Source organism: Shewanella sp. MF05960 (genome assembly GCF_050849305.1).
In the GTDB taxonomy this organism is placed as follows: Bacteria; Pseudomonadota; Gammaproteobacteria; order Enterobacterales; family Shewanellaceae; genus Shewanella.
In genome coordinates this window covers 1-4,925 of record NZ_JBOZPS010000039.1, presented here as the reverse complement: position 1 = coordinate 4,925, position 4,925 = coordinate 1, and the positions used below count along the sequence as shown (strand labels likewise).

At 36.2% G+C, this 4,925-nt stretch carries 6 protein-coding genes and 1 pseudogene; all 7 read right to left on the bottom strand.

Features of this window, described 5'->3' with window-relative positions:
• Positions 1–431 precede the first annotated feature (431 nt).
• Positions 432–1,460: a hypothetical protein gene (locus ACROAE_RS20295; protein WP_432406043.1), complete on the bottom strand. Its 1,029-nt coding sequence runs from the start codon at positions 1,458–1,460 to the stop codon at positions 432–434.
• A 208-nt stretch (positions 1,461–1,668) separates the two neighbouring features.
• Entirely contained in the window at positions 1,669–2,121 is a 453-nt protein-coding gene (locus tag ACROAE_RS20290) for a hypothetical protein (RefSeq protein ID WP_432406041.1), read from the bottom strand.
• Positions 2,122–2,272: 151 nt separating this feature from the next.
• Positions 2,273–2,905, bottom strand: a complete 633-nt coding sequence (locus ACROAE_RS20285) for a glycoside hydrolase family protein (protein ID WP_432406038.1) — start codon at positions 2,903–2,905, stop codon at positions 2,273–2,275.
• 321 nt (positions 2,906–3,226) lie between these two features.
• Positions 3,227–3,670 (bottom strand): hypothetical protein, encoded by a 444-nt coding sequence (locus ACROAE_RS20280; protein WP_432406035.1) that lies wholly within the window; start codon positions 3,668–3,670, stop codon positions 3,227–3,229.
• Complete coding sequence (locus tag ACROAE_RS20275) at positions 3,670–4,056, bottom strand: TIGR02594 family protein (protein ID WP_432406033.1); 387 nt, start codon at positions 4,054–4,056, stop codon at positions 3,670–3,672. Before ACROAE_RS20275 ends, ACROAE_RS20280 begins: the two co-directional genes overlap by 1 nt.
• A gap of 123 nt (positions 4,057–4,179) precedes the next feature.
• Complete coding sequence (locus ACROAE_RS20270; protein ID WP_432406030.1) at positions 4,180–4,617, bottom strand: hypothetical protein; 438 nt, start codon at positions 4,615–4,617, stop codon at positions 4,180–4,182.
• Positions 4,604–4,654 (bottom strand): annotated as a pseudogene (locus ACROAE_RS20265) (hypothetical protein); the annotation flags it as partial. The gene ACROAE_RS20270 and the pseudogene ACROAE_RS20265, both read right to left, overlap by 14 nt.
• Positions 4,655–4,925: the final 271 nt, after the last annotated feature.

The window sequence follows — 4,925 nt, the reverse complement described above, 5'->3', positions numbered from 1 at the left end:
TTGAAGTAGCATCTGCCACTGAGTAGTTGTTCTGTATGTTTTCATCACCTGCTCCAAATTTATCATTGAGCAGGTATTTTTAGATAATCAGAACATCGATGCTAGGTGTACTTCGCTAGACGCTTACGATAAAGACAACTCAACATCAAACTGCAATCATCCAGAAAACCTGTTAGATGGGCATTATTATCAGCTGTCAAAGCGGTGTAAATTACATGTAAACTAATGAGGAAGACTGAGCATGTGATGTACCACAGTGATTAAGTAGTAGCGTACCATCTTCAACAACAGGAACAATTGGCTGTTACATGACCTTATCTTCGACAAGCGCATAGTATAGGGTATAACACTTAAGCCATAGTTAAAGCAGGTGCGTTAACCTGTAACACACCCTCATCATCACTCAATCGAACTATAAAAATCAGACGTTTTTAGCTAGGTATGCCTTCATCTACTATTGGCGATGGCACACTTCGTAAGGGAGGATTATGCGTCACTATCGATTTTTGAAAACTCACATTTAAATCAGCCAATGATTCAATTCCAAACTCTTTTAATGCTGACATCAATTGCTCACCCTTAATATTTTTATCACGTAAATCAATCACAAAGCTTTGTAAGTTTTGCAGTTCCGCCAATATTTTACAGACTTCTTTACTGAGTGGTGCCTGCGCTTCTTTTAACGCATGATAAGCTGCTTCTCTTGTGCTATCTGATGTGGAGAAAAGTGTTATTTTTTCATCAAATACCGCGTGTAATTCAGCTTTATATACTGTTATTTTTTCAACAATATCAGAAATCGCAATCTCTTTTTCACGACTAAACTCCTGCTTAACGTCTTCTATGCGTTCAAATACTTTTTCTAATCGTTCTTCATAGTCGTTAAAGTCATTCACCACTCGCCATAAATCAGCTACAGATTGTTGTGGATAATCAGCTTCTTCAATCATGCCAAAAATTTCCATCCGAACCGCATTTACCGCTAACATCGCAGGTTTAATGGCTGCTATCGCAAACACACCTATCACAGCATACAATTGATATTCAGACGTCATGCCAGGCACGTGGCCTGTGACAAAGTAAACAAGACCGGCATTAATAACATGTGCAACGACGGCAATAGTCGCGGCTTTAATCTTGATTTTTTTAACTCTGACCAAATCATTGGTTAAATCAATACTGTCGGGCTTTTGAGGGTGTGTTGCTCGCCTCTCTAACATAGTTTGAGCATTACGGGCTATAAAGTAGGTGCTACCGATTAATAAGCTAATAGTCGAGACATACCAGAGATAAAGCGTCGCTGAAACCCAGACATGAAACTCAAATTCAGGGACGTCATATTGTTGAGCAAACCATTTAATCAACACGACAAGCAGAAATGTCCCCACAATCCAACCTAACCACTCCTTGATTGTTTGAGTGTAAAATTCGCGTCTAATTTCGCCAAATATATCGTGCATAGTATTCCTTTACGTTGTTGATGGTATTTATGATGTTGATTTAGGCTAATTTCGGTATAAAATTAGGCGTAAAATATTATAGTGATAAGTTTATTGAGTTAATACTGGTGCTAGACAAATAATCACTAAGACTATGAAATAACTCCAGTTAAGCAACGAACGCATTAACTGGAGGTGATGTTGAATAAGAATTGAAGGACAACATAAGTCATAAAGGTGGGTAGTTTTTTGCATAATAATAAAGGGTTATTATTCGCTGTTTCTTGATGCTGGTTAGATAATCTAATCGAGACAACAAGTAAGAAGAACCGAAACTTTCTTTTGTCCAATTAGCTAGTATAAAATCACTTTCTTTTTTAGCATAAGCTTCCCAAGAAGCTTGTGAATCATTAAATAGTAATTTTTCATCACCTGTTACGAAATGATTAACTAGACGCTCAGAATGGACTAGACGTTGGTCTAAAAACTGATTAAACGCTTCAAATTCAGCAGTTAATTCAATAGAACTACAACTACATTGTGACAACTTATTTTCATAAATAAGTGCATCAGCTATAAAATCGCTGACATAATCTGGAGCATCAGGATTATCTATAGCGAAACACGGTGAAATAACGAACAGTTGAAAAGTTAAAAAAATAATCTTTGTTAATTTTACCATTCTTTATAGATCCCTTTTGTATAAATATTCCATTCACAATTTCTGCGATTAACTAAGCCCTTATTAACAATCCCTTGAGATTTTTTCCATGCTTTCCAAGCGGACTCTAAATTCGGATAGGATGTCAGTGCTGCAGAGTCATTAATTAACGTTAATACCGAAGATGACTTAAAGTTGAACCGCCGATATTAAAGGTAAAAATAACAAGTGCATCAAATTGTTGTTGAGTTAGTGCTACTTTTACTTGTTGCCTCACATCTCGAACATAAGGGGCTAAATCATGTTCAAATAAAATAGATGCCTCAGATATTGTAATCGAAGAACTGTATCTAGCCCAATCACCTTTAGTAATTAAATGACCATATCCAATGGTTGCTCCTTCAACCCATGCTGTTATATCAAAACCAGTTTGATCATCATAAGGGTTGCCTCTAAAATTTTCTATTGCTTTTAATAAGTTAATACCTTTTACCCTTAATGTAAGCCCGATATTTAAGCCAATGCTACCGGCCAACTTTTCATTCATCTTTCGATGAGTTCGACCATTAGCATCAATTTTACCGTCTGGTCGCACCATGTTGAGCACTTTACTTTGAAATAGCTTTATCGCAGCAACAGTTTTAGCGCTTTCAGGCCTAGAGCCTAAACGGCCATCAACAATTAATGATTTTGTAGGAGGAATGAAATTGAGTAATTTATTTAAAGCCATTTGTACTGTTTTTACATCGTTTAGATTGTTTGCGCCACCCAGCCCGACAGCTTGAGTTATTTTTATCGATGACATCGTATTATCCTTGTCATAGTTGACTTTAATAAGAAATAAAATCTGTAATTCTTTAATTTTCGTGAACTGATTTTTGACAATCTAACGATATAATTCCATTTCTATGAGATATTCCCCAACGGATTAGGTTAGTGAACTCGGGGTAAGAAATGGGAGTAAAATTCTTAGAATCAAATCATTAGGGTTCAAATATTCAAACTTGTCATTTGTTTTGCTAACAAGGCGAATTAATGCGTCAATAGCTGGCCTATTGCAAGTTCATTCAACACCGTTAGCGAGACAAAGGGCTGTTTGAAAACCTTTTGTTATCCCGAGTTCAGGTTACTTACACCATCCTTCGACAGTGTCCATATTTATCAATTTTTCTTTGTTTTCAGCTAACCATAAGTCAATTGCTGTTGAAAGTTTGAATTCTGAGCCAGTACCGGGCCAGTAGTAGTTTCCTGTACTATTTATACACAGTGCGACATAAACAGGTGTCGAATTAAAAACGATATCCTCACCTTGCTCCACAAGCATTTCATAGTTTATTTTTTTGTGAAATTCACCTTTATAGGTATCAAGAACGTCAGCAAAATAAACCTGCTTTTCTAATCCATCATCTTGGACCGTTACTTCTACTTTAGTGACTTTTATTTTAGCAAGATAATGAACATTTTCGATTGCTTGTATAAAACCGTTTAATTCTAATGAAACGACGCTTTGAGCTATTGCGGAATGTATAACACCGACTAACAAGAATAGGATGACTATTATTTTTTTCATTATGCTTCACTTCCTGCAATCGATGACTTTTGAGTATAAATAGGTAAAGAGGCCGATGATGAATCAAAGTTGGAAGGGACAACAAAATCATCCCATACCTCTTTTTTATACTTAGAAACTCTCACACTATTACTTTGATTACCTCCGAGCATAAACAAATACTGACCATCAACGCTTTGCCCTACAACAAACGCTACATGCCCACCACCTTGCCTTGATTTAATGCCTATAGCACCGTAAACAGGTTGAGTTATTGGTTTACCAAAATCAATCCACGATTTCGCTCTAAAAGCATTTTTCACGGGTTCAAAATTATTTTGTTTCATCACCCAAGCAACAAAAGAGCCACACCAGGCATTTTGACCACCACGGTCTGCAAGGTTCATACCGCTGTCAGACCTAATTATGAGGCGAATCGGGCAATATTTTACCAGATGGATATTGAAAATCACTATAAAAGACCATTAATTGCAATGACATAAGTAATTCAGCCATACCTATGTAACTAACTAGAAATCTTCAATAGAGCCCAACTGACTAAAGCTTGAATCATCACAAAGCCAATATTCTTTTGTACCAATTTTTTGTATTGTTACTGATGTTTCTTTAGTAATCATATTAAGTTCTTCGCTGTAGTAGTCACTCACTAAGACTTCACTATCGCCGTACGTGAAAGTCATACTGTGCTCTGTCACTAAAGAGCGGTGGTAGCTCGATTTACTCACATCACTAATTAGCGCTGCACTAGCAAGCTTTGAACTCTCAATATTAAATTGCTCTAATTTAAACGAGTTATCCATTTTACTAATAACAACATCTATCGATTTAGGCTGATCAGCGTGGCATTTAAATATACTTTCTGCCTTATCAAGCTGAGAAGCACTACATGGTGCAACTAAAAAAAAGGGTAAAACCCACAAAGCGTTAGAAAGTTTACTTTTTGTCATATTTTTCAAATGTCTTCTGCAATTTAACATCATACTTATTCTGTTTGTACGGCGAACCATTATACTCATAGTATGTTGTTAAAACTTATTTTTTTCAGTACGTTATCGCTTAATGATTCATTGGACGTAAATGAGTGTTGTAATCATTTATTGTGAATAAAAAACAAACTCATACGGTTACCCAGGGTCACCGCATGAGTGTTTAATTTTTAACCTAACTACTAAATCCAGCCTTTAATACTGCTTCAAGCATCGATGGATTCATCATGCATCGCTTTTGTTTTCCAACAATGCTTATCTTCGTCGGC

Excerpts from the sequence above, each read along its gene's own strand:
- ACROAE_RS20295 (WP_432406043.1), bottom strand. The coding sequence starts at position 1,460 with ATGCACGATATATTTGGCGAAATTAGACGCGAATTTTACACTCAAACA.
- ACROAE_RS20290 (WP_432406041.1), bottom strand. The coding sequence starts at position 2,121 with ATGGTAAAATTAACAAAGATTATTTTTTTAACTTTTCAACTGTTCGTT.
- ACROAE_RS20285 (WP_432406038.1), bottom strand. The coding sequence starts at position 2,905 with ATGTCATCGATAAAAATAACTCAAGCTGTCGGGCTGGGTGGCGCAAAC.
- ACROAE_RS20280 (WP_432406035.1), bottom strand. The coding sequence starts at position 3,670 with ATGAAAAAAATAATAGTCATCCTATTCTTGTTAGTCGGTGTTATACAT.
- ACROAE_RS20275 (WP_432406033.1), bottom strand. The coding sequence starts at position 4,056 with ATGAACCTTGCAGACCGTGGTGGTCAAAATGCCTGGTGTGGCTCTTTT.
- ACROAE_RS20270 (WP_432406030.1), bottom strand. The coding sequence starts at position 4,617 with ATGACAAAAAGTAAACTTTCTAACGCTTTGTGGGTTTTACCCTTTTTT.